This window comes from Rhizobium sp. BK196, assembly GCF_014193255.1.
Taxonomy (GTDB): domain Bacteria; phylum Pseudomonadota; class Alphaproteobacteria; order Rhizobiales; family Rhizobiaceae; genus Rhizobium.
This window is the reverse complement of record NZ_JACHZB010000002.1, coordinates 223,444-247,769: the sequence shown is the minus strand read 5'-3', so window position 1 is coordinate 247,769 and position 24,326 is coordinate 223,444. Positions and strand designations below refer to the sequence as shown.

Below are 24,326 nucleotides of genomic sequence, written 5' to 3'. Positions count from 1 at the left end.
TAAATGCCCGGGCGCTCAACCCTCTGCTCGTCGAGGCGCATGCCGATGACCAATAGCCGACCCTGGATTCCCTATCTGCTGATCCTGCCATCCGTCGCCTTTCTGGCGCTGCTGTTCGTCGTGCCGCTGGTGCAGACAATCTGGCTGGCGATTTCGGACAACGGCGCGCCGTCGCTAGCGAATGCCGAGCGTATGGTAACCGACATCAATTTCACTCGCTCGGTGAAAAACACCTTCCTGCTGACGATCGCGGTCGTGCCGGTGCAGATCGCCATTGCGCTTGCCATGGGCACAATGGTCGCCAAAGTCGGCCGCGGGCGCGAGACGATCCTGTGGATCTGGACAATCCCGCTCGGCATCTCCGATCTTGCCGCCGGTCTCGTCTGGCTATCGATCCTGCAGAATACCGGCTATTTGAATTCGCTGCTCTTCGGCCTCGGCATCATCGGCAGGCAAACAAGCTGGCTCTCCTACCAGACGCCGGTCACGCTCTTCATCGCGATTGCAGTTGCCGAAATCTGGCGCGGCACGGCCATCGTCATGGTCATCATCGTCGCCGGTCTCAACCAGGTTCCGAAGGAATTCAGAGAAGCTGCCGAAATCTTCGGTGCCGGTCCATGGACACGCTTCTGGCGCATCACCCTGCCGCTGATCCGTCCGGCTCTGCAATCGGCTCTGATCCTGCGCACCGTGCTCGCCTTCGAGGTCTTCGCGGTAGTCTATGCGCTTGGCGGACGCAATTTCCCGGTCCTCGTTGGTGAGGCCTACAACTGGCAGAACCAGAACCAGAACTACAGCGTCGCTGCCGCCTACGCGGTGCTGATCATGATCATCTCGCTTGCCGCCACGCTCATTTATCTGAAGGCCTTGAAGGTCGATCCGGAGCGCCTGCCATGACCACGGATATCGTCAGTAGGACCAAGGACATCCCCAGCGCTGCCGGCTTCGTTTCCTCACGGCGCTGGCTTCTCTGGAGTGGCATCGTGGCGCTCTGCGCCTGGGTTCTGGTGCCGATTTATCTGGTCGCGCTCGGCGCACTCGGCGGTCGCCAAGGCGTCTATATCTGGCCGAAGACCGGCCTGCCCACGGGCATTTCGCTCGAGCCCTTCCTTCTCTTCTTGAAGAGCGAAGGCGTCGTCCAGTCCTTTCTCAATTCGCTGGGTGCAGCAGGTATCACAGTCGCCTTGTCCATCCTGCTCGGCGCGCCTGCCGGTTATGCACTCGCCCGCTACGAGTTTCGCGGCAAGGACAGCTACCGGCTTCTGGTGCTGCTGACCCGCGCCTTTCCGCTGGCGATCCTGGCATTGCCGCTGACAGTCTCCTTCATTCGGCTCGGTCTCTACGATACGATCCTCGGCGTCGGCCTCATCCATACGGTCCTGGCGCTGCCTTTTGCGGCACTCGTCACGCAGGGCATTTTCCTCGGCGTGCCGAAGGAGTTGGAGGAAGCCGCCTGGGTGTTCGGCTGCACCCGCATCCAGGCCTTCTTCAAGGTGGTGGCACCCTTGGCGCTTCCCGGCATCGTCGCAACCGCAGTCTTTGCCTTTGTCATCTCGTGGAACGAGGTCTTTGCCGCCTCGGTGCTGACGGTGCGCAACCGCACGCTGACCGCCTACCTGCTAACGGTGCTGTCGGAGAGCCCGATGCACTATCGCTTTGCCGGGGGACTGATGCTCATCCTTCCCTCGGTTATCTTCATCTTCGCGGTCAGACGCTACCTCTTCGCGATCTGGGGCATTTCCTCCAAATAACGGGACCAGAGATATGGCCAATATTGTCATCGACCGCATCCGCAAGAGCTTCGGAGCTTTCCAGGCGCTGAAAGAGGTCTCGCTGACGATCAACGACGGCGAATTCGTGTCGCTGCTCGGTCCGTCCGGCTGCGGCAAGACCACGCTGCTGCGCATCATCGCCGGCCTTGAGACCGCAACATCGGGAGATGTCCGTATCGGCGATAGGTCGGTGATCGGCTTGCCACCCAAGGATCGCGGCCTTGCGATGGTCTTCCAGAACTATGCGGTCTTTCCGCATATGACGGTCTATGAGAATGTCGCCTTCGGGCTGCGGATGCAGAAGGCCGACGACGCACGCGTGAAGGCGCAAGTCGAGAAGGCCGCAGGCCTGTTGCATATCGAGCAATATCTCGACCGCTACCCCAACAAGCTTTCAGGCGGCCAGCGCCAGCGCGTCGCGGTCGCCCGTGCCCTTGCCGTTGAACCAAAGGTTCTGTTGATGGACGAGCCGCTTTCGAACCTCGACGCGCTGCTCCGCCTCGAAATGCGCACCGAACTCAAGACCGTACTGCACGCGGCGGGGACCACAACGATCTATGTCACCCACGACCAGACGGAAGCCATGGGCCTTTCGGACCGCATCGCCGTCATGCATGGTGGCGTCGTCGAGCAGGTCGGCCATCCGGTCGATATCTACAATCACCCGGCAACACGTTTTGTCGGCGGCTTCATAGGCAACCCGCCGATGAACTTCATCGAGGTCCCGGTTTCGAACGGTCAGGTTGCGGCAGGCGCCGAACAGCTTGCCGCGCCACAGGAAGCCAGCGATCAAATCATCCTTGGCCTTCGCGGCGAGGCCGTCGAACTCGCGCCGCTGCCACAGGGCCTGGAAATGAGGGTGCGCGTTGCCGAGCCGATGGGATCGCACCTGCTCTTGACCGGCTCGATCCACGACCAGCCGGTGCGCGTCATTCTGCCGGCGTCTGAAACCGTAAAGAGCGGCGACACGATCGGTCTGAAGCTCGACCAAAAGCGCATTACCTGGCTTTCGCCCGAAAGCGGCAAGTCCTTCCCCGCCGTTTTGACATGAGAATACCGGAGTATCAGAAATGAACGTGCATATCGACCAGGCGAAGCGTATCCTCGCCGCGAACGATCGCGGCGGCTATACCGTGCCGACCGACCGGCTCTACCCCTTCCAGTGGAACTGGGATTCGGCCTTCGTCGCCATGGGGTTCGCGCTCTACGATGTGGACCGCGCCTATCTTGAGCTCGAGCGGCTGGTCGAAGGCCAGTGGGCGGACGGGATGATTCCGCATATCGTCTTCCACGCGCCAAGCGATACCTATTTCCCGGGGCCGAATATCTGGCGCACGAAGCACCGGATCCCGACCTCCGGCATAACCCAGCCCCCGGTCTTCGCGATCGCACTGCGCAGGCTGCATGAAGCCGCAGGCAAGGATGCCGATTCACGCACCCTTCGCCTCTACGATGCGGCGCTGAAATGGCATCGCTGGTGGTATTCCGCCCGCGATCCCGAGGGCACCGGTCTCGTCGCGCTGCTGCATCCGTGGGAAAGCGGCAGCGACAATTCTCCCGCCTGGGACATCGCACTCGCCCGGGTACCGACCACTACCGATACGCCTGTCGAGCGTAAGGATACCAGCCATGTGGATGCTGACATGCGCCCGCGCGACGAGGATTATCGCCGTTTCATCCATCTCGTCGATACCTATGCCGCCTGCGGCTGGGATCCGGCAAGGCAATGGGAAAAAGCGCCATTCAAGGTCGCCGAAATCCAGACGAGCGCGATCCTCCTCAAGGCCGGCGAAGACTTGGAAGTCCTTGCCCGCGCGTTTGGCCGGATGGATGACGTGGCCGAGATCGCAGCGTTGAATATGTTGACCCGGAACGGGATTCTCGCCCAGTGGCGTCCTGCCCTGTCACAGTTTGTTTCGCGCGATCTCCTTTCTGGCCAAGATATCGAGGCAGCAACTCAGGCCGGCTTCATACCGCTCCTCTCGGTCGACCTCGAAAAACCAGTCGCGGATGCATTGGTCGATGAGATGAAGGCATGGTCCAAAAACCTCAAGGTCGCCTTCCCGACCACCAAGCCGGGGATCCCGAGCTGGGAGCCGAAACGCTACTGGCGCGGTCCCGCCTGGGCGATCATCAACTGGCTGCTGATCGACGGACTGGAGCGCAATGGCTACGCGGATACTGCCGAAGTGCTGCGGAAATCGACGATTGCGGCGATCGAAGCGGAAGGTTTCGCCGAATATTTCGACCCCGTCACCGGCGAAGGCTGCGGCGGCCTCGGATTTTCCTGGACGGCGGCCGCGTATCTGTGGCTCGAGCGACCGGCGGCGATGCGCCGAATGCTTTCTTGAACATGGCGATAAACGCAGAAACAGATTCATATCGAAGTGCATGCGCCTGCCAGCGACCTGCTGGATCTCTGGAGCGATTGCCTTGTCGCTTCAAACACATATACGCCTTATAAATCTTGACTTATATTATCATGTTATTTAGCGGTTTTATACTGACGGTCTCGGCTCGCGAGGTCAGGCGACGATTAGTTAGGGGATTTTTGCATGAAATTCATATTGGGGTGCACAGTAGTTATGACCGCTGTGGCAAGCGGTTCCGCGTACGGGCAAAGTGTCAGCGAGTTGGCACCGATAGTGATCAGCACGAAGAAAGACGCCACTTCGATAATCGGAACCTTGCCGGAAGACTATGCAGGCGGACAGGTCGCCAAGGGCGCACGCCTGGGAGCTTTGGGGAATCGGGGTTTTATGGAAACCCCCTTTAATGTGACCGGGTATACATCCCAGACAATCGAAAACCAGGGTGCGCAGACCGTAGGTGAGGTGATGGACAACGATCCTTCGGTCAGAAACACCCACTCGTCCGGGGGTATGTTGGATTCCTTCTACATCAGAGGCTTTCCGGTCGGCGAAGGGAACGCCGGCGAAATCGCCTTCGATGGGATTTATGGGATCGCTCCCACCTACCGGGTCTTCACCGACTATGCCGAGCGGGTCGAGGTGCTAAAGGGTCCGACAGCTTTCCTGTACGGCATCTCTCCGAACAGCGCCGTCGGCGGCACGATCAACATCGTTCCGAAGCGAGCACTCGAGGAGGATATGACGCGGCTAACGACAGATTACGCTTCCGACTTCCAGGGCGGGGTGCACGTCGACATGTCGCGCCGGTTTGGTGATGAACGGCAATTTGGCATTCGCTTGAACGGCAGTGTCCACGGTGGTGACACACCGATAGACGATCAGACGCGCGACTTTTACGTCGGAGCCCTGGCTCTTGATTATCAGGGGGAAAATCTCCGGGCCACACTCGACGTGATCGGACAGCGCGAAACGTTCGACGCGCCTCAGCGTCCTTTCCTTCAAACCTCCGGCCTGATCGTGCCGGATGCACCTGACGGATCGCTCAATGTTCAGGAGCCGTGGGAGTGGTCGAAGAGCGCGGACCGCTCGGTCCTGGGCAGAGTCGAATACGATCTGACCGACGATATCACCTGGTTTGGCGCCGTGGGTGGCGGCAATTCTCACGTGCATCGCCTTTTTGGCCTGCCCACCATCCTGAATTCGGCCGGCGACGTCACCATCACGCCACAGAATGCGGTGTTCGACGTCGACAGACTGACGGCAGAAACGGGTATCCGTGCCAAGTTTGACACCGGGCCGATCTCCCACACAATGACCCTCCAGGCGAGTTATCTCCACCAGAGCCTCGATCGTGCGATTATTTCAGGCACTGCCCAACTCAGCAATATGTATGAGCCTGTCCGTCGTATCGAGCAGTTCGTCGCTGATCCCAGCTCAGTGCCGAAGGTTTCGGAAGCCAGCCTGTCCGGCATCGGCCTTTCGGACACTTTGTCGATGCTGGACGAGCGCGTGCAATTGACGCTTGGCGGGCGCTTCCAGCAGATCGACTCGAAGAACTTCAACGCAGCAACAGGTGCTATCTCGTCGTCTTCGGACGAAGACGCCGTCACGCCGCTCGTTGGCCTTGTTGTCCGCCCCTGGGACGAGGTTTCCTTCTATGCCAATTACGCGCAGGGGCTAAGCATAGGCGATACGGCTCCCACCACTGCCATCAATGCGGGCGAAACGCTCGCTCCGTACAAGACGACCCAATACGAGATCGGTACGAAGATCGACCTCGGGCAGATTGCCATGACCGTCAGTGCCTTCCAGATCGAGAAGCCCTTCGGCCAATTGGAGCCAAGCGGCAGCGGCCAGATCTTCACCGCTGGCGGGGAGCAGCGCAACCGCGGCGTTGAATTCAACGTGTTTGGCGAAGTCACGGATGATCTGCGCCTGCTTGGCGGCTTGGTGCTGATGGATGGCGAACTGACGAATACGTCGAGCGCTTCGACCCGTGGCAAGCGCCCGATCGGCGTACCCAAGATCCAGGCCAATATCGGGGCCGAATGGGACGCGTCTTTCCTGGAAGGCCTGACGCTGACGGCCAATGTCATTCACACAGGGGAACAATATATCAACACGACGAACACGCTGAAGATCCCTTCCTGGACACGGTTTGACCTGGGCGCGCGTTACAAGACGGAGATCGAAAAAAGGCCCGTCACCTTCCGGGCCTCCGTCGAAAACGTCTTCGATAAGGATTACTGGTCTGGGGTCGCAAGCTTCAGCACCATCGCCCAAGGCGCGCCGCGGACCTTCAAGGTGTCGATGACCACAGACTTCTGAGGCGGTTGAAAGTAGTCAAGGCAAGCCTCACACTGCGTCATCGACGATCAGGTGAAGCTTGCCTTGAGAACATGTCTCGAGACGGCTTTTCACCCGAAATGCCGTCTCGAGATTTCCGGGTGTCAGCACTTCGGCAACCGAGCCGAACGCATGCAGCGTTCCATGCGCAAGAATAGCGATCTTGTCGGCGAATTTCATCGCCAGATTCAGGTCATGGACCGCGATGACGACGAGCAGTCCTTTCTCCTTTGCCAGCGACCTGACATGCCTCATGACGTCGAACTGACGATGGAGATCAAGGGCACTCGTCGGCTCGTCGAGAAGCAGGACGGTCGGAGCGCGGACGACGCATTGTGCAAGCGCAACGAGTTGGCGCTGACCACCGCTCAGTTCCGAAACATATTCGGAGCCAAGATCGGCGATTTGCAGGGCGCCCAATGCCTGCTCAACCTCCTGGAGATCGGCGTCGACAAGCTTCCAGCCGCTGGTCTGCTTGCGCGCTAAAAGCACGGCTTCGAAGACGGTCAGCGCCGCTCCGCTCACCTGATCCTGCGGCATATAGGCGATCGCAGTTTCGCGATCGTCAACACCCGCCAGGCGACACTCTCCAGCACCCGGAAGGATGCCGGCTATACGGCGCAAAAGCGTTGACTTGCCAGCTGCATTGGCTCCGATCAGCGCGATGATTTCCCCTCCATGGCACGGAGGCAATGATACGTCGCTGAGGACGGGTCGCGCGCCGTAGACCGCTCCAAGCGCTTTGGTGCTGAGGACTACCACGTTTCCCGTCCTCCCCTAAGGATAAGATAAAAGAAGACCGGCAGGCCGATGACGGCGGTGATAACGCCGATCGGTAAAACCGCGCCAGGCACGAGAACTTTCGCCACTGTGGAACTGGATGACATGATCAGGGCTCCGATCATGGCACTGGCAGGAAGCAAGTGCCGCTGATCCTCACCGACAAGCATCCGCGCGATGTGTGGCGCGACAAGCCCGACAAAGCCGATCGTTCCGACAAATGCTACCGGGATAGACGACAGGAGCGATATCAGCACGAGCGTTTCAAGCCGAAGACGACGAACCGGTATTCCGAAGGATGCTGCGCGAGCTTCTCCGAGCCGAAGTGCTGTCAACTGCCAGCGTCGATAGACGAAAATGGGGATGGTGAGGACCAGGACAGCGACTGTCACGGCAAGCTTCGGCCAGGTTGCCTTGGTCAAGCTGCCCATCGTCCAGAACACGATGGCGGCAACTGCCTGATCGTTTGCAAAATACTGGACGATCGCCAACGCTGTATTGAAGCTGAACACCAGAGCAATCCCGAGCAAGACGATCGTTTGGACCGAGCTTCCCCGCCGCAATCCCACGGAATGGATGATGAGGGCGGATCCAAGCGCCATGATAAAAGCATTGACCGCAACGATATAGTCGCCAGCGACCGGAATGAAGGACAGGCCGAAGGCGAGAGCCAGGGCTGCACCGAAGCTTGCTGCCGACGAAATCCCAAGAGTGAACGGGCTCGCGAGCGGATTGTTGAGCACCGTCTGCATCTGAACGCCGGCGGTTGCCAACGCCATTCCGACGACGATAGCCATGAGGGCTGACGGCATCCGGATGGACCAGATCACGACGCGCATCTGGGGCTGCGCATCCGCAGGCATCAGCACGGTTTTCAGCACATCGTCCAGTCCATACCAGGCGGGCCCAGTCGCGATATCGGCGAGAAACACAAGAACGACGGCTGCAAGCAGCAGACAAAGTACAACGTGTTTTCTGAGATTTGCGAGGCGATAGCGGCCGACCGCATTACCGTGGCCGATGGTTGTCATGGTTTCGGTCATGGTGCTTGAGTATTGATGCTGACGGCGTAGCCGGGTTGATAGGCGATCGGCAGAAAGCGCTTGTGATATTCAGCAAACGTCTTATCCGGGTCGAGATCGGCGAAGAGATCCGGGTGGAGCCACTTTGCAATCCATTGGACCGCAATAAATTCGTAGGGGCTGTTGTAGAACTGGTGCCAGATGGCGTGGAAATTACGCTTCGTCTGCGCCGTGGTCCCGGCATAGGCATCCCGCATCGTGAACCATTCCAATTTCTTCCTCGAGGCATCCAGATCTGCATTCGGGCCGACCGGAATCCAGCGGCCGCCGGGCACGTAGGCCTGCCAGTCGGCGCTGGTAACAATGACATGATCGGGATTGGAGACAACCACCTGTTCGGGGCTCAGCTGTCCGAATGTCGAGGGCAGAAAATCGCTGCCGATATTGTGTCCGCCGGCCAGATCGACATATTTGCCGAAATTCTCGGCGCCGAATGACAGGCAGCAGTCCTCGGTATATCCGCCAATGCGCTCGATAAAAACCTTCGGGCGCTCCGGCTTCGTCTTGGCAAGCACATCCTCGACCCGAGCCATCGCCTGTTTGCGGAACGCAATCACGTCTTCTGCCCGCGCCTCGCGTCCCATGATCTTGCCGAGCAGCCGGATTGTCGGGTCGGTATTCTGAAGCGGATAGTGCCTGAAATCGATATAGAGGACCGGTATGTCGAGCGATGCGAGCTTCTCGATATACTGAGCGTCTTCGTTTGCCTGTTTGGCTTCGAGGTTGAGGAGAACCACGTCGGGTTTCTTCACGATCGCCGATTCGATATCGATCAGACTTCCTTCATTTCCCTTGAAGGTCGGCAATTTCGCAAGCTTGGGGAATTTGTCGAGATATTGCCTGTAGGTCGCAGGATCGGCTTCGATCAGATCGTTACGCCACGCGACGATGCGCTCCAGCGGATTCTCTCGGTCGAGCGATGCGACCAGATAGAGTTGTCTGCCTTCCCCAAGGAGCATCCGAGAGACTGGCACCTTAACCTGCACGTCCCGCCCGGCGATATCCTTGACGGTAACAGTGGTTTGCGGGACCGCGTCAGTTTCGGCGCGGGCAGATAGAGCAGCAAGCGACGTCAAAAACAGGATGATCGTAAACGCGTAGAGGCGAAGGCGGGTCACTGGGGATCTCCAACAGGTAGGCGCGGGCGGGCGGAAAACCAAAGGCCGAGGGCAGTAAAGAGGGATGCCGCGTAAAGCAGCGACACGAGAGGGTAAACGCTTAAAAGCCCGAATATCTGGGTGGCGCCGGCGCCGATGGCTATCCCCGCCACGGATGCGATCTGCTGCCAGGACTGGGCGGTGCCGAGCACCGAGCCCTGACGACCGTCGGCCGTAGCTGCGGATATGAGGGCCACGAGGATGGGCGTCGTTCCGCCCAGCAGGCCGCCCCATAACAGATAGATCACGGCAAAATATTCAACAGAGCGGGTCAGGCCGGCAAGACTGGTAAGCAAAGCACATCCACCGGCAATCAGGACCATCCAACCGAGGATGAAGCTTATCGAACGGTCGTTGAAAAACTGCGCCCAGAGCGGCGCTGCCACGACAAAGCCGAGCGCCAGAAGGCCGTAGCTGAAGCCGGTGACCCAGTGGGGCGCGTGAAACACCTCATCCATGTACAGCGCGAAAGGCACCTGCAAGACCATTCGACTGGCAAGCATCATCCCGGTCAGTACCAACAGGCCCCAGACTGGCGCTGTGGATTGGGCTTTGGAAGCTTGATCTAGCCCGATGCGATCGCGGGCGGCCCAGTTGGTCTCTCCAACGGGCTGAGGCAGGATCGCAAAGGCGCTCACGGCACAGGCAGCACAGATGAAGCCGGCCGTCAGGTTGATCGCCGTAAAGGAGGATGCATCCAGGATGAGGCCACCCAGAAACGCACCGCAGAGCGAACCGACATTGGTCGCCACCTGAAGCCAGGTCAAAAGCACGCCGCGATTGCGGCCGCCGGTAATCTGGATGCCATAGGCCTGGGCCGGCGCGATATAGCCGGCGCAGCATCCCTGCAGAAACCGCAGGAGCAGGATCAGCCAGACGTCCTCAGCAAAGGAAACGAGGATCTGGGTGATCGCAAGCCCCGCAAGCGCTCTGACCATCATCAGGCGGTTGCCGTACCGGTCACCCATCCTTCCCCAGAGGGCGCTGGTCAGAGAGACACCGACCATGGGGCACACATAGACGCCGATTCCAGCCAATGCGAACAATCCGCCTGACGACGACAATTCCTCGATGCGCAGCGGCCAGAACGGACCGCTCATCTCCATTGCGCCCATGGAGACGAACTGCAGACCAAAGAGAATGGCAAAGACCGGCCCGAAGCCTCGGATAACCGCAACCGTCCCCGTCATAGCGTCTCTGTCAGCGGGTTTGGCAGTTGATGTTCCAGACGATAGTCGCGATATCGCTCGAGATGCATACGCAAGACGGAACGGGTCGGCCAAGGGTGATTGAGAAACGCATCCCGCTCCTCCAGCCAAAATTCGTCGGACAGCATGCGCGGTCGTACCCGGTCAAACGCTTCTTGCGTCTTCTGCCTCAGGATCGACCATGCTTCGCTGAGCCCGAAGTGTTCGTTCAGGCAAAGCGCCACTTCGTGAAGATGGCAGACGAAGCAGGCATCGATGACGAACGAGCGAACAAGGGAGATATCGTCGTTGAAGGTGGTCGGCAGGATGCCGGGGCGGCTGAATGGCTTCAGCTGATATCCCCTCGCCTCGAACAGCGGGGCGAAGCTGCGGCCGTCACCGAAGTCGCGAATGAGCAGCCGTTGCGGGCGCCCAGACGGATCGAAGAGTACGGTACTATTCTGCTGGTGAGCTTCAAAGGCGATACCATACAAAAGGTACATGGCGATCGTTGGCCTGAGAACGATCTCGGCATAATTGCGAAAGAACTTTGCGGCCGATGGCCGATCATTGCCTATGCGCGCGATCAATTCGCAGATCAGCGGCCGACCATCGACGGGACTTGCGGCGAGCAGCGCGGCCACGGTGACGGGCATCAGACCGTCTTTTCGTTCGATCCCGCCAGCCTCGCGATAGACAACGGAGAGGAAGCGGCCCGGATGTTCGTCGCCCGTTTCGGGATGATGAAGGATCGCGCCCAGCTCTTCGCGGAAGAATTCCAGTTCGCCTCCAATGGCTTCATCGGCAGCGAGAATGTCGGACATCAAGGTGCTGAGCCTCGGGCCCATATGGATGGACTTCGCCTGCAGGGTCCGCATCTCGCTCGTCATCCAGATCGCGACCGGCAATTTGACAAACGGCCTTGCTTCTTCCAGGTCGGGCAGCATCGTGCGAAAGGACATGGAGGGGATTGTCGCAATGTCCGGTCCGTCGACCACAAGCGCGCCGGAAGCGATCTCATCAGCAAATTCCCGGCGGACAAAGTGATCAAGATGCCAGGCATGGATTGGCAGAGGCAGCCAGTCCGAAGGCGTGCGCCCCTTTTCCGTCAAAGCCTTCACCCAGGCGTCCCACAGCTCCGGATAGTTTTGGCGGAACCAGCCGTTATAGCTGCCGACATGGGGCATCATTTCCACATAGGCCCAATCCTGCCGCAACGCAGCGATCCGCAGATTGACGCGCGCACCGAACTCCGGCGACAGGGCCTCGACCTCCTGCGCCGAGAGACCGGGCTTCGACTTCCAGGTCGGATAGAAGGGATGTCCCTCGAGGGAACCCCACTGGTCGAGCATCATGGCTGCCTGATGCACCGGACGCGTATGGCGAAGATGGGCAATGAGGCCAGTGTCGCCATCGGCCGCTATTTCCCGGCTCAGCGATGCTATCCAGTCGCGGCGGTGACGACGGATCAGCGCGTCGTTCTCGATGCTGTTGTCGATATCGGCGAGCAGGCGCGCAATCCCGTCTGCAGCCGGTTCAATCGCCCAATCCGATGAGATTTCGGCGACGAGATCGGCTGGTCCCTCCAGTCGCCGTCGCCTGCCCCCGTCATCGATGATTTCGATCGCGCCCCGGTTGAGCATCGTATTCGCCGGCAGCCGTCGTAGGTCTTCGAAATGGAGAACCTTTCTCGCAGCCCATAGTGGAAGCCATGCCTGTGTCCCGTCTTCGGACCACAGCAGCGCGTCGGGATTGAGGATGCGTTCGGCGAGCAGGCATCGCACAAGGCGCGTCAAGGCGTTGTGCGATGCCTGCTGGTAGAATTGCGGGTCGATCGCACCTCTCGCCCCCGCATGGGATGTGACGATAGTTTCATTCATCCGATTGCCTCCGCCCATCTCACGGGAACAAAATTAAGAGGCGGCTGCGGCAGATTGCCGTGATAGGCCCGCGCCCAACGGTAGGTCGTTTCGATAGCGGGTACCGGCACATAGAGGCGCTTGGCCATTTCCAGGAGGAGCGCCTGACCGAAAGCAATATCTTCATGAAAGGCGCGGCTTTCCCGATCGATGACAAATCCCGGTCCGTCCGGGTTGGAAACGAGCGGTGCACGGATTCCGGCATAGGCGCTGTTGGTTCTCAGCAGCGAATACATGGTGCTGTCATCGCCGATCTGATCGCCATAGGCCTCGATCAACTCTTGCCGAAGCGGCTTTACGCTTGCCAGATCGACTTTGAGCCGCTTTTCGGCGGCATGTTTGAGCGCCTGATTTTCGGCATCGCAGGCTTCCAGCATTTCCGCGCCGGCGCGCGGGCAGTCGCTCCACCAGCAGATCGGCTCATCGAAGGGCTGTTCCTCCCAGGGGGCACCAGGGCCGACCAGCGCATAGAGGACAGCCGGATGCATCAATGCATTGCCTGGCGTCAGCGTAATCTCGAGATAATCGTCGAGGATGGCGACCGGCGCTTCGTAGAGCCGGCCGAGCAGATCCGACAACTCCTTCTTCGCAGCTGCAGCCTCGCGACGATGAAGCGCGGCATAGAGCTGAGCCTTTGCGCCACCCATGCGCACCTCGCTGCCCGCAACGAGATTGTAGGCGGTATGGGGAACGTCCTTCATCCCCCAGATCACGATATTCTCGCGATCGCCGCATGCAGTCTCGGCGAGCCAGTCGAATCCGCAAAATCCCGGAATGGCTCCGACGAAGACCCTTTTGTTGTCAGGCAGACGGGGCGCAATCTGCTTCAGGAGCGCGGGGCGCGCCTGGGCAGGTTGCGTCACGACGACCAGATCCGCATCGGCAAGTGCCGTCTGCGGATCCGTACCAACATGGTCGATCCGTCCCTCCAGAACACCGCCTTCGGGCAAATTCACCCGCCAGACCTGTTCTCCGCTGGACCATTTGTCGGCAAGCTCGGCCGACGATGTCAGAACAGATACGTCCACGCCGTCGCGTTGTTTGAACAGGACGGCGTTCAGATGGCCGGTTCGCCCGGCCCCGCAGATCGTGACCTTCATGCCGCGCGTGCCTGTCCGGAAAGCCACGCATCGAGCTCAGCGGCGATCGACGGGTCGAACAGGCCGCGCTTTGCCATCCATTCGTCGTCGAAGACCGAACCGAGATATTTCTCCCCTCCATCGGCGACGGTCGTCACGACAGTCCCCTGCAGTTTGCCGGAAGCGATGAATTCGAGGGCCTTATAGATCGCCCCACCTGTCGATCCGCCAACGAGCAATGCCTTGCGACGCGCAATATAGCGTGCCGTTTCGAATGCCTGCTGATCAGTAACCTGTACGCCTTCGTCAATGCAGCCATAGTCCAGGACCTTCCCGACTTCGTCGCCGGCCGGCGTGCCGGTTCCAGACTGATAATAGGGACGTCCCGGTTGTCCGAACACGATGGAGCCCGCGGGTTCCACGGCGATGGTGCGGATCGCCGGCAAGCGCTGCTTGAGCCGCTGCGAAATGCCCGTCATCGATCCGCCGGTACCGACGCATCCCACGAATGCATCGATGCCATCGGGAAGCTGCTCCATCAGTTCGTCAACATAGTCAGCATAACCTTCCGGATTGGCAGGATTGTCGGACTGGTTCATGAACATGGCGCCTGGCAGTTGCGCGCCGAGCTGCGCTGCCAGTCTCTGCCGGGCGACGACGGCGACTTCATCTTCCCTGAAGTCCCCTTCGACGTAGCGGATTTCAGCGCCGATCGCGCGCATCATGCGGATCTTGTCGGGCGCGGCATGATGGTCGACGACGGCAATGAAATTCAACCCGAACTCAACCGCCGCCAATGCCAGGCCGATACCGGTGTTTCCCGAGGACGATTCGACAATCGTGCCTCCCGGGGCAAGCCGGCCGTCCTGCAAGGCGGCCACGACCATGCTGCGCGCCATGCGATCCTTCATGGAACCGCCCGGATTATTCTTTTCTATTTTCAACACCAGCATGGAATCCCGGCTCGGGATCTCGATGGACATGACGGGGGTGCGCCCAATCAACTGGGTCACATTCGTAGGAAGCATGATGTCCTCTCCTAGTTATCGGGATAGATCGACAGGTCACCGGCTGCGCTCTTTGTTACGCACAACCGCTTGGGCATCGGGTGGCGATGAAACTCGTTTTCGAGGAGATCCATCTGATAGCCGCCGGTATTGGCCCAGACGAGAAGGTCTCCGGCCTCGGGAACCTGGGGAAAGCCAAGCCAGCGATTGCTCAGGACGTCTTCATCGAGGCAGCTATGTCCCGCTATGTAGGCCCGGAAGGGCTCGCCCGCGCGCGCCCGGTCGTTCTGGCGCAGCAGGATCGGATCCACCATGAATTCGGAAGCAAACCAGGTCTCGCAGGCGCTGAAACTGCTGCCTTCGACGAAAATCACACCATTTCCGTTGCCGAGATCCTTCACGCGCGTGATACGGAAAGCTGAAATCGCCGCCTGGTCGACGAGGGACCGTCCCGGCTCCATCGCGAGCGTCAGTTCGTGCCGCCTGAGATAGTCATCGATCGTCTGGCCCGACGACAGCGGCGCGCCCAAAAAGCAGGCAAGCCACGCCGCCGCAGATTGCGGACCGCCGTAGGGATAGAAGGAAGCCGGAACATTGCCCGTCCGGAAATCATCGGCGCTTTGTCGCTGCAGATGTTCTTCCCATGCCGCCTCAGCCACATATTGAACCGGCAGGCCGCCGCCGATATCGATCATTTTGGGAGAAAGTCCGATCGCGCGTGCTTCCTCCACCAGCTTGACAGCCTCCTCAAACGCAACCGCCCGATCTTGCCAGCGGTATCCGCTCAAATGGAAATGTATGCCGTCGAATCGAAAACGATCATCGGCGGCGACGCGCGACAGGCACGCTCGCACCTTGTCGGCTGCCATGCCAAAACGGCTTTTCTCATGCCCTTTCGGCTGCAGTCGCAAAAGGACAGGCTGCTTGACCCGATCGTTTGGTAGGCGCATCGATATGTCGGTCAGTTCCTCCGGACTGTCCACGCAGATCAGAGCCCCGATGCGGACGAGTTCGTCGTGAAACTGCGCCGTCTTCGCGGGACCGGTCGCCACAATGTCGCTGCCCTGAGCCCCGAGTTTTACGGCATCACGAAGCTCGTAAACACTCGAGACGTCGATGCCTGCGCCTGCCCCGAGTGCGGCCTGCATCAGGCCTGAGGATTTGTTGACTTTCGAACCATAGTAGATCGCGTGTGCAACTTCCCGATCGTCGAGAACGCGGCGCAGAGCTTCGACATTTGCGTTGAGCTCCGGCGGAAGCACGAGGTGAAGCGGAGACCCGTATTCTTCGACCCATCGGAGCAGAGACACGCTCGCGGTCAGAATGTCGGCAGCAAGAGGAGAGAGAATTGGAGACAGTTCCGTCCCCGTGACCGGGATGATGTGGGAGGTCATCCAGCGAGCCTCTCCGGATTATCGAGTGGCTCGTACCACTGTCGAAGATCGTCAAGCTTCACATCGCACGCCGGGAGATCATCCAGAAAAATGTGGCGGGTGGTTTTGATCGGAAATTTTTGTCGGTTGCGGGCCATGTCGTAAATGTCGGCTGGCGTGATCGTCTCACCGGCCCTCCAGGCTTCGACGCGTACGCTCCTATAGTCGAGGAGAACGGTTGGAACAGCACGCAGTCCAAGCCGGAACGCCACTTCCAAACGGTGATGGCCGTCCATCACGAAAAGCGCGTCCTTCTCCACCATAATCGGCACTGTCCAGCAACCGGCCGTGGAAATGAGGCCATGAAGTTCATCGACCCTCCGTGCATCTGTCTCTTCGGTTGGAATCAACTTATGCGGGGATAGCAAACGGAATTTCATGCTTTCAGCCACCTTTCGTTGTCTTATTTGACCAAAATTGTGTCGAAAACTTGATCTTTGTACTCATGTTATATCGCACCCTTAACGTGATCGTGACAAACCTGTCAACGAGGGGTTTTTATTTTGCCTGCCAATTTCTTCTGAGAGCGGAGCCCTACGAGGCATCAACGCGCGGACTGCGGCTTTTTCGGTTGCCTTACGATGGAAGCCGGTGCGGGACACCGCGCCATGTCACGACCTTAGGTCGTCATCCTGGAACAGCGCCTGAGCCGATTGGCTTGATCCCACGGTGTCCGGAGAGCGCTCATTAGGCCGCCTTCGCCAGGAACGCTGCTCGCGCAACAAGCAGACCGCTCGAGGATCCATGGCAGGACGGAGTATGGCGTGGGACTCGTCCCTCGTCCCTTTGCAGTTGAAGGGATACGAACCGCCGCCCCTGTTATTTACTTTGCCAACGCAGTCGATGTCGCTGCAGCTCGTTCTCGGTGGCGAGCAGCCTCGCGGAAAATTCGCGATATCACTTCCCGCTGGCGCAGCGGATCGGAGACTTCACTGCGCTGATCGTCGATCTGGATGATCCTGCCGACGCTTGGCAAGGCGACAGCTCAGGCGCCGATGGCGGCGCGCAGTTTCAGGGCCAGATCCGGGCTGTCCGAGGTCAGGCTGCCGATACCGCGCTCCAGCCAGTGGCGGATGCCGGGCTCGTCGTTGAGGGTCCAGACACAGAGGCGGTCGAGCGGCAACCGGCTACGGATCAGGTCCCATTCGGCTTCCATCAGTTCGTGATGGATGGCGACGATCTCCACCAGTCCATCCACGCGGTCGAGGAAGGCGGCAAGCCCGCCCTGTTTCTCGGCCCAGGCGGCATTGACGGAGACGAGGCGCGAAACCTCGGGCACATGACGGCGGCACTCCTCCAGCACCGATGTATTGAAGGAGGTCAGATAGGAGCGTTCCCCGACACCAAAGCGGGAAAGCTCTGCTGCGACGCGCGCGGCGATGTCGGGATAGGGCTTGCCGGTCTCGTCGATCTTGATCTCGACATGCAGCTCGATGCCCTTGTTCGCGGCAAGCACGTCGAGTACCTCGCCGAGCGTCGGAATGGCCTCGTCCGTGCCTTTCAGCAGCGTCGCCTTTCGGTCCTCGACCGAAAGGTCCTGCACCGGGCCCGAGCCTTCGGCTGTGCGCTCCAGCGTCGCGTCGTGGATGACGACGAGTTCGCCCGAGCGCGTCAGGTGGACGTCGAATTCGATGGCGTCGACGCCGAGGGTGATGGCGTTGCGGAAGCCGGTGAGCGAGTTTTCGGGCCAAAGGTTGCGGGCGCCGCGATGGCCGGTGATCAGCGTCATGGAATATCCTTCAACGATTGCTTCACGGTATTAGCGGATCGTCGGGTCGAGCTTGTCGCGCAGCCAATCGCCGACAAGCGAGATCGAAAGCGTGGTCAGCATGATGACGGCGGCGGGCGCCAGCATGATCCAGGGGGCGCGCGTCAGATATTCGCGCCCGAAGCCCACCATGTTGCCAAGGCTGGTTTCCGGCGGCTGCACGCCAAGGCCGAGGAAGGAGAGACTGCTTTCCATCAGGATGATTTCGGGGAACGTCAGCGTCATGGACACGATCAGCGTCGAGGCGACGTTCGGCAGGATATGATGCAGGTAGACGCGCGAAGGCGTCGCACCGAGCTGCACCACCGCGGCCGCATAGCCCTGAGCGCCTGCGGCAATCGCAAGGCCGCGGGCGATGCGCGCATAGCGCTCCCAGCCGTAGAAACCCATGAGGCAGACGAGCAGCAGCATGGAGGAGCCGAAGAAGGCCAGCACCGCCAGCGACATGATGAGGAACGGAAGTGCGGCCTGGAAATCGGCGAGCATCAGCACCAGATGCTCCACGAAACCGCGGAACTGCGCCGCGAGGAACCCCAGCAGCGTGCCGAAGACGGCCGAGAGGATCGTCGCGCCGAAGGCGATGACGAGCGACACGCGGATCGACTGGATGAGGCGCGAAAGCACGTCGCGGCCGAGTTCGTCCGTGCCGAGCAGATGCTTGAGCCCGCCCGGCGCCGAAAGCCGGCTGCCGAGATCCATGGCCGTGATGTTGAACGGACGGATCGTGTCGGCGAAAACGGCAATCAGGACCATGGCCGCAAGCCATAACAGGCCGAACGCCACCGACAGCGGCAGGTTGCAGCGCAGGAAGGAGACGAGGCGGTTGGGCTTTGCGGAAGCCGGTGTTGCCACGAGATCGACAGGTGCCATCGGTTTTCTCCTCAGTGGCCGGCCGCATGCGAGCGAAGACGCGGATCGAGCCAGCCGTAGAGCAGGTCGACGACGAGGTTCGATACGACCATGGCGGCGGCGATGATCAGCAGGATGCATTGCACGACAGCAAGGTCGCGATTGGTGACCGAGACCACCAGCAGGCGGCCGATGCCCGGCCAGGAAAAGATCGATTCCACCACGACGGCGCCGGCGATCAGCGAGCCGACCATGAAGCCGACAATCGTGACGATCGGCACTGCCGCGTTGGGCAATGCGTGGTTCCAGACCACGTCGTGCCAGGCCAGCCCCTTGGCCGAGGCGGTGCGGATATAGGGCTGGCCGATCACCTCGATCATGGCGCTGCGTGAAAAGCGAGCGAGAATGCCGATGCCACCGATGCTCAGCGTCAGCGTCGGCAGGATGCCGTGCACCCAGGTATCCTGCCCGCCCGAGGGCAGCCAGCCGAGGATGACCGAGAAGCCCAGCACCAGCAGCAGCCCCATGACGAAGGAGGGAATCGTGAAGCCGAGAACGGCGAGCAGGATGACGCCGCGGTCGGAGAAACTCTGCCGGTGCAGCGCCGCATAGACGCCGGAGGGAATGCCGAAGACGAGCTTGAGAATGAGGGCCGGCAGCGTCAGTTGCAGCGTCGCCGGCACGCGTTCCAGCACCAGATTGAGCGCGGACGCCTTGTCGCGCATCGAGACGCCGAAATCGCCTGACAAGATCGACTTGATATAGGCGAGATATTGAATCCAGAGCGGCTGGTCGAGGCCCCATGCCTTGCGGAAGGCATCGACCGCCTCCTGCGGCACATCGGGCCCGAGCATCACCATCGCAGGATCGCCCGACATGCGCAGCACGACGAAGGCGAAGGTGACCACCGCCATGATGGTCAGGACAGCACGGAACAGGCGCACGAGTACGAAACGGATCATGGAAGCCTCCTATGCCGCGACCGGCGTGGTTTCGCCCGCCACGACATGGCAGGCGGCGGTACGGCCCTCGCCGATATCGAGGAGCTCCGGCACGGTGAAACGGCAGATGTCCCGCGCCAACGGACAGCGCGGGTGGAAGGCGCAGCCGGAGGGGCGGCTCGCCGGGTTCGGGGGCTCGCCCTGCAGGATGACGCGGCCTTGGAGCGGCTTGCCGGGAACCGGCACGCTGGACACCAGCGCTTTCGTGTAGGGATGCTGCGGCGCGCGGAAGATGGCGTCCGACGACGCCTCCTCGACGACGCGGCCGAGATACATGACCGCGACGCGGTCGGCGATGTTGCGCACCACCTTCAGGTCGTGGCTGATGAAGACCATGGCGATGCCGTTGCTCTCCTGCAGGTCGCGCATCATGTTGATCACCTGCGCCTGGATGGAGACATCGAGCGCCGAAACCGGCTCGTCGCAGACGATGAGCTTCGGCCGGGACGCGAGTGCGCGGGCGATCACCACACGCTGGCGCTGGCCGCCCGAAAGCTCGTGAGGATAACGATCGGCCTGGTCGGGGCGCAGGCCGACGGCCCGTATCAGTTCCGTCACGCGCGCGCCCTGGTGCTCTCTCGGGATGAGCCTATGGATTTCGAGCGGTTCGCCGATCTGGTTTCCGATCGTCACGCGGCGGTCGAGCGCTGCAAGCGGATCCTGGAAGACGAGCTGCATCCTGGCGCGCAATGCTCGCCATTGTGCGGTATGGCGGGCCGGCATCGGCTGTCCCTGGAAACGGATGCTGCCTTCCTGCGGGTCGTCGATGCCGAGCAGCATGCGCCCGAGCGTCGATTTGCCGGAACCGGATTCGCCGACGATGCCAAGCGTTTCGCCCGGCATGACCTGGAGCGAAACGCCGTCGACGGCGCGCACCGGTGTCGGGCGGCCGAAGAGGCCGCGACGGATCTGATAGATGCGGACGAGATCACGGGCTTCGATGAGCGGCGTCATTGCAGCAGGCCTTCGGCAATACGGGACGTCAGGCTCTCGGCGGCGGCAGCGACAGGCACCGGCCGCGTGCAGGCGAGCTTGCGGCCGCCATCGAGGGAAACGAGCGGCGGGCGCTCGCTGCGGCAGGCCTCTACGGCGCGCGAACAGCGCGGCGAAAACGAACAGCCCGCCGGCAGATCCTTCGGATTGGGAACGGTGCCGGGAATGGGGATCAGCCGTTCGCGGCCGCCGTCAAGCCGCGGAATGGCATCGAACAGGCCGCGCGTATAGGGGTGGCGCGGCTCGGAGAAGAGCTGTTCCACACCGCCCTCCTCCACGATTCGCCCGGCATACATGACGCAGACGCGCTCGCAGACCTGGCTGACGGCGCCGAGGTCGTGGCTGATGAACACGGTCGCCATGCCGGTTTCGGCGCGCAGGCGGATCAAGAGATCGAGGATCTGCGCCTGGATCGTCGCATCGAGCGCGGTGGTCGGTTCGTCGGCAATCAGCAGATCGGGCTGGCCGGCAAGCGCCATGGCGATCATCAGGCGCTGGCACTGGCCGCCGGAAAACTCATGCGGGTAGAGATCGAAGCGGCGGCGCGCATCGGGAATGCCGACCATGTCGATCAGCCGTAGCGCCTCGGCCTTTGCCGCCTCGCCGCGCAGGCCGCGATGGACCGACAGCGCCTCGGATATCTGCCGGCCGATGCGCAGCACCGGATTGAGCGAGCTGGACGGATCCTGGAAGATCATGGCAATGCGGCTTCCGCGCACGCTTTCGAGCGATGTGCGCGATCCGCCGACGAGCTCGTTGCCTTCCAGCCGCACCGAGCCGCTGACATTTGCCTTGCCCGGCAGCAGGCCGAGCGCCGCCAGCCAGGTGACCGACTTGCCGCAGCCGGATTCGCCGACGAGGCCGAGCGCCTCGCCCCTGGCGACGTCGAGATCGATGCCGTGGAGAACCTGCACGCCGTCGAAGGCGACCTTGAGGTTACGCAGTTCCACGAGATTGGAGCCGGTCGCGCCCATCTTTCATCCCCGTTCTTTGCTTGCACCAAAAGAGGATCTCCGGCAGCCCTTCAGCCGCCGGAGACCGGAGTGAGGGCCGATCAGATCGACCAGTTGGTGGCGCGGAAGTCCATGGCGAAGGCCGGAGCGGCCTTCCATTTCAGCGACGACTTCATGCCGGTGAAGACGGCGTTCTGGTGCAGGACCTGATAGACCGGGTCTTCGCGCTCGGCGATTTCCAGCATGCGGGCGATCGCCTTCTTGCGCTGCGCCCGGTCGGTCGAGGTTTCCATGACGACGGCGAGCTTGTTCATCTCCGCGTTCGTCCAGTCCTTCTTCTGCTGCACCTCGCCGTTCGGGCCGAATTGCACGACCATCGGCGTGATCGGATCGTTGATCGAGTTGCCGGCAGACCAGTCGCGCACGCCCTTGATGCCCTGGGGATCGTGGATCTGCGCCCAGTTCTCCTTCATCTCGATCTCGACGTTGAGGCCGACCTGTTTCCACATCTCGACCATGATCTGGCCGTTGGCCGTCTGGTTCGTGTAGTAGTTGTTGAGCAGGCGGTAGGGGATCGCATCGCCCTTGTAATTGGCCTGCTTCAGAAGATCCTTGGCGAGCTTCTGGTCGAAGGCCGGGGGCGCCCAGCCCTCGATGAACATATCGCTGTTGCGGAAGGATTCGAACTGCAGGCCGGCCGGGATGACCGTCTTGCCGGCCCATAGCGCATCGACGATCGCCTGGCGGTCGATGGCGTGCGTCATGGCGCGGCGCACCAGCGGGTTGGCAAGGATCGGGTTCTGCGTGTTGAAGACCGAGACGCGGTGGTTCCAGATCGTCGAGTTCTGGACCTCATAGCCGGGAGCGGCCTGGACGGCAGCGATCTGATCCGGCGGCAGGTCGCAGGCGAAGTCGTATTCGCTGGACAGGAGGCCGTTGACGCGCGAGGCGACTTCCGGAACTTCCACGAAGCGGATCTGCTCGAGCGGCGGGCGGCCGCCCCAATATTCGTCGAAGGCGACGAGCGTGAGCGAAACGTCCGGCTTGTATTCGCCGACCATGTAGGGGCCGGTCGTGATCGGCTTGCGCGACCATTCGGTGAAGCTCGCAGCCTCATCCCAGGCGCGGCGGTTGGTGATCTGGCTGCCGCCGGAATAGAGGCGGCCTTCGAGCGTCACGTCAGGCGTCGTGTTGTGCAGGCGCACGGTGTATTTGTCGACGATTTCGATACCGGCGAGCGCCGGCCACAGGCGACGGCCGACGCCGGGCACGGTTGCCGGCAGCTCCTTGGCGGTGGCAGGCTTGTGATCGGATTCGAAGATGGTCTTGCCGCCGGCAGGCTCCGTGTTGCCGAATACGCGCTCCTTGGAGAAGGAGAAGGCAACGTCTTCGGCGGTCATTTCATCGCCATTGTGGAACTTGACGCCCTGGCGCAGCTTCAGTTCGAGCGTCTTGTCGTCGATGCGCTTCCACTCGGTGGCAAGACCCGGAACCGGACCCTGGTTGCCCATCCAGTCGCGCAGGATCAGACCTTCCCAGAGGTTGGGATAGAAGATGCGCTCGCCGACGTTGGACTGCTCGTGATAGACATCAAGCGAGTTGTTGTTGGTGATCTTCTGCACCGCGATGGTGATGGACGGACGCTTGGCCTGGCTGAAGGCCATGCGCGGCAGAATGAGCGTACCGGCGGTGGCGCCGAGAAGGCCGAGCGCGCCGCGTCGATTGATCGAAATCATCGGAAACTCCTTGTGTCTTGGCCAACGGCCCCCCCGGCACGCGGCCCTGGTTCTTAGGATCATCTCCATGTCGCCCGATTGACGGCTTCATGAAGTTTCGGTGAAAGCCGGCCGTCGCGGATGCCGCGAAGAGCCATTCCAGCGCGTGAGGCTCTGGCCCCGCGCGAGATCAGTCAGCGATTGCCACCGCCGGATTCCTTGCAGGCGTCAGTAGCGCTTCGAGCGCGATCGCCAGTTCCCCTGCTCCTTCGACCGTCTGCAGGGCGCCGGCCGCCTTCAGCGCCTCGTGCCGCCCGGCGCGCGGATCGGCCGGATCGACGAAGCCGATCGCCGCCATGCCGGCCGCAACCGCACCCGCGATCCCGAGCGCGCTGTCATCGATCACCAGGCAACGGTGCGGCGCCACGCCTAGATTTTCGGCGCAGAGCAGGAAGAGATCCGGCGCGGGCTTCGGCCTCGCCACCATGTCGGCGCTGTAGATATGCGGGGAAAATTCCGCCCAGAGGTCGAAAAGGCCGAGGCTGCGACGCAGCCTCTCCATGTCGCTGTTGGAGGCGACGCATTTGCGCTGCTTGAGATCCCGTACCAGCTTTTCCATGCCGGCCATCGGCTGCAGCGAACGGGAAAACTCCTCGTAGAGCGCACTTTTGGCATCGGCAAAGATCGGCTCCGGATCGGCAAGGCCGAGTTCCTCCCTGCAGAGGCGACGGCCCGCCTCCCCCGAAAGACCGGTGAAGCGGCGGTGAACCTCGGCATGGCTCAAGGGAATACCGGCGCGCTGCAGGGCCTGCGCCAGCGTGCCGCTGGCGGCCGGCTCGCTGTCGATCAATACGCCATCGCAATCGAAGATCAGAAGTTCTATCGTCATGCCAAGCGCATTACGTTACATATG

The 24,326-nt window shown here is 61.2% G+C and carries 21 protein-coding genes; 5 read left to right on the top strand and 16 right to left on the bottom strand.

What is annotated here, in order from left to right; genetic code table 11:
- Window positions 1–45: 45 nt before the first annotated feature.
- From FHT78_RS07740 to FHT78_RS07720, 5 genes are all read left to right on the top strand, one after another.
- On the top strand, window positions 46–897 hold the full coding sequence (locus tag FHT78_RS07740; RefSeq protein ID WP_183742244.1) for a sugar ABC transporter permease: 852 nt from the start codon (window positions 46–48) through the stop codon (window positions 895–897).
- Window positions 894–1,751, top strand: a complete 858-nt coding sequence (locus tag FHT78_RS07735; RefSeq protein WP_183742242.1) for a carbohydrate ABC transporter permease — start codon at window positions 894–896, stop codon at window positions 1,749–1,751. The genes FHT78_RS07740 and FHT78_RS07735 overlap by 4 nt, the downstream gene beginning before the upstream one ends.
- Window positions 1,752–1,764: 13 nt before the next feature.
- Window positions 1,765–2,823, top strand: a complete 1,059-nt coding sequence (locus tag FHT78_RS07730) for an ABC transporter ATP-binding protein (RefSeq protein WP_183742240.1) — start codon at window positions 1,765–1,767, stop codon at window positions 2,821–2,823.
- 19 nt (window positions 2,824–2,842) lie between these two features.
- On the top strand, window positions 2,843–4,123 hold the full coding sequence (locus FHT78_RS07725; RefSeq protein WP_183742238.1) for a trehalase family glycosidase: 1,281 nt from the start codon (window positions 2,843–2,845) through the stop codon (window positions 4,121–4,123).
- A 204-nt stretch (window positions 4,124–4,327) separates the two neighbouring features.
- On the top strand, window positions 4,328–6,472 hold the full coding sequence (locus tag FHT78_RS07720) for a TonB-dependent siderophore receptor (protein ID WP_183742236.1): 2,145 nt from the start codon (window positions 4,328–4,330) through the stop codon (window positions 6,470–6,472).
- Between the two features lie 27 nt (window positions 6,473–6,499).
- Here the strand turns inward: FHT78_RS07720 and FHT78_RS07715 are convergent, their stop codons facing one another.
- From FHT78_RS07715 to FHT78_RS07640, 16 genes are all read right to left on the bottom strand, one after another.
- Window positions 6,500–7,252: an ABC transporter ATP-binding protein gene (locus FHT78_RS07715; protein WP_183742235.1), complete on the bottom strand. Its 753-nt coding sequence runs from the start codon at window positions 7,250–7,252 to the stop codon at window positions 6,500–6,502.
- The gene (locus tag FHT78_RS07710) at window positions 7,246–8,301 is read right to left on the bottom strand and encodes an iron ABC transporter permease (protein WP_183742233.1); all 1,056 of its coding nucleotides are present in this window, start codon (window positions 8,299–8,301) and stop codon (window positions 7,246–7,248) included. The genes FHT78_RS07715 and FHT78_RS07710 overlap by 7 nt, the downstream gene beginning before the upstream one ends.
- An 8-nt stretch (window positions 8,302–8,309) precedes the next feature.
- The gene (locus FHT78_RS07705; RefSeq protein ID WP_246715233.1) at window positions 8,310–9,428 is read right to left on the bottom strand and encodes an ABC transporter substrate-binding protein; all 1,119 of its coding nucleotides are present in this window, start codon (window positions 9,426–9,428) and stop codon (window positions 8,310–8,312) included.
- A gap of 38 nt (window positions 9,429–9,466) precedes the next feature.
- Window positions 9,467–10,699, bottom strand: a complete 1,233-nt coding sequence (locus FHT78_RS07700; protein ID WP_183742229.1) for an MFS transporter — start codon at window positions 10,697–10,699, stop codon at window positions 9,467–9,469.
- A complete protein-coding gene (locus tag FHT78_RS07695) occupies window positions 10,696–12,576 on the bottom strand; it encodes an IucA/IucC family protein (RefSeq protein ID WP_183742227.1) in 1,881 nt (626 codons plus the stop codon). Before FHT78_RS07695 ends, FHT78_RS07700 begins: the two co-directional genes overlap by 4 nt.
- Complete coding sequence (locus FHT78_RS07690; protein ID WP_183743430.1) at window positions 12,573–13,715, bottom strand: NAD/NADP octopine/nopaline dehydrogenase family protein; 1,143 nt, start codon at window positions 13,713–13,715, stop codon at window positions 12,573–12,575. The genes FHT78_RS07695 and FHT78_RS07690 overlap by 4 nt, the downstream gene beginning before the upstream one ends.
- Window positions 13,712–14,722: a cysteine synthase family protein gene (locus FHT78_RS07685; protein WP_183742225.1), complete on the bottom strand. Its 1,011-nt coding sequence runs from the start codon at window positions 14,720–14,722 to the stop codon at window positions 13,712–13,714. The genes FHT78_RS07690 and FHT78_RS07685 overlap by 4 nt, the downstream gene beginning before the upstream one ends.
- A gap of 11 nt (window positions 14,723–14,733) precedes the next feature.
- The gene (locus FHT78_RS07680; RefSeq protein ID WP_183742223.1) at window positions 14,734–16,095 is read right to left on the bottom strand and encodes a Y4yA family PLP-dependent enzyme; all 1,362 of its coding nucleotides are present in this window, start codon (window positions 16,093–16,095) and stop codon (window positions 14,734–14,736) included.
- Window positions 16,092–16,514, bottom strand: a complete 423-nt coding sequence (locus tag FHT78_RS07675; protein ID WP_183742221.1) for a ParB N-terminal domain-containing protein — start codon at window positions 16,512–16,514, stop codon at window positions 16,092–16,094. The genes FHT78_RS07680 and FHT78_RS07675 overlap by 4 nt, the downstream gene beginning before the upstream one ends.
- A 605-nt stretch (window positions 16,515–17,119) precedes the next feature.
- Window positions 17,120–17,863 (bottom strand): glycerophosphodiester phosphodiesterase family protein, encoded by a 744-nt coding sequence (locus FHT78_RS07670; RefSeq protein WP_183742220.1) that lies wholly within the window; start codon window positions 17,861–17,863, stop codon window positions 17,120–17,122.
- Window positions 17,864–17,893: 30 nt separating this feature from the next.
- Window positions 17,894–18,772, bottom strand: a complete 879-nt coding sequence (locus tag FHT78_RS07665) for an ABC transporter permease (RefSeq protein ID WP_183742217.1) — start codon at window positions 18,770–18,772, stop codon at window positions 17,894–17,896.
- An 11-nt stretch (window positions 18,773–18,783) separates the two neighbouring features.
- A complete protein-coding gene (locus FHT78_RS07660; RefSeq protein ID WP_183742214.1) occupies window positions 18,784–19,713 on the bottom strand; it encodes an ABC transporter permease in 930 nt (309 codons plus the stop codon).
- 9 nt (window positions 19,714–19,722) lie between these two features.
- Window positions 19,723–20,706 carry an oligopeptide/dipeptide ABC transporter ATP-binding protein gene (locus tag FHT78_RS07655; RefSeq protein WP_183742212.1) on the bottom strand — a complete coding sequence of 328 codons (984 nt, stop codon included), beginning with the start codon at window positions 20,704–20,706 and terminating at the stop codon, window positions 19,723–19,725.
- On the bottom strand, window positions 20,703–21,719 hold the full coding sequence (locus tag FHT78_RS07650; protein WP_183742210.1) for an ABC transporter ATP-binding protein: 1,017 nt from the start codon (window positions 21,717–21,719) through the stop codon (window positions 20,703–20,705). Before FHT78_RS07650 ends, FHT78_RS07655 begins: the two co-directional genes overlap by 4 nt.
- Before the next feature lie 80 nt (window positions 21,720–21,799).
- A complete protein-coding gene (locus FHT78_RS07645; RefSeq protein ID WP_183742209.1) occupies window positions 21,800–23,434 on the bottom strand; it encodes an ABC transporter substrate-binding protein in 1,635 nt (544 codons plus the stop codon).
- A 169-nt stretch (window positions 23,435–23,603) separates the two neighbouring features.
- Window positions 23,604–24,302: an HAD-IA family hydrolase gene (locus FHT78_RS07640; RefSeq protein WP_183742207.1), complete on the bottom strand. Its 699-nt coding sequence runs from the start codon at window positions 24,300–24,302 to the stop codon at window positions 23,604–23,606.
- Between the last annotated feature and the right edge of the window lie 24 nt (window positions 24,303–24,326).